This window comes from Rathayibacter tanaceti (assembly GCF_001634385.1).
GTDB lineage: Bacteria > Actinomycetota > Actinomycetes > Actinomycetales > Microbacteriaceae > Rathayibacter > Rathayibacter tanaceti.
In genome coordinates this window covers 1-746 of the sequence record NZ_LIIN01000292.1, presented here as the reverse complement: position 1 = coordinate 746, position 746 = coordinate 1, and the positions used below count along the sequence as shown (strand labels likewise).

Genomic DNA, 746 nt, shown 5'->3' with positions numbered 1-746 from the left:
CCGGAAGCGGCCGGGCGTGGTGGGCGGCCGTCGGCGGCGCGTCGCGTTGCGGATGACAGCGGAGCGCAGGCGGGCGGCCACCTCCGCACCGCGAGCGTAGTCGAAGCGCACGATGGCCCGGACGGAGCCGTCCTCGAGCCCGACCGGGCCGAGCACCTCCTGCCGGTCGCTCTCGTCGAGCGTTCCGAGCGCCTCCTCCACCGCGTGCGCGTCTCCGCTCACCGTCGCGAGCCGCACGGCCGGAGGGAAGCGCAGCGCCCGCCGCTCGACCAGCTCGGAGCGGAGGTACTCGGCCTGCCGCCAGGTGGCGAGCGCGGTGGCGAGCCGCCCACCCACCCCCACGAGCAGTACGGGCGCACCGGGGCGTGCGAGCGCGGCCGTGTTCGACCAGGTGCGGAGGGCGTCGTCGGCGACCCGCAGGCTCTCCCGCGCCAGCATCCGCTCGCCGTCGAGCAGGAGGATCGCGTGGTACCCGCCGTCGACCCGGGGCTCGGCACCGCGCGTGGCGACCACGAGTGCGGGCTCGTCGGGCAGGACTCAGCACCGGACGCTGCCCCGTCCGCCACGATCACCTTCACACCGGGGAACGCGCGGCCCAGCTCCTCGGCGGTGCGGCCCGCGCCGAGCGTCACCAGGCGCAGGCCCGTGGCCTCGCACACCGAGCAGGTCCAGTCGGCCGCGATCAGGCCGCACCAGCCGCAGCTCGGCCGCGCTCCGGAGGCGTTAACCGCGAGCGGGCCCTGGCA

The 746-nt window shown here is 76.8% G+C and carries 1 pseudogene; it reads right to left on the bottom strand.

Going from position 1 to position 746, the window contains the following annotated elements:
• Nucleotides 1-513 (bottom strand): annotated as a pseudogene (locus ACH61_RS15715) (primosomal protein N'); the annotation flags it as partial.
• Nucleotides 514-746: the final 233 nt, after the last annotated feature.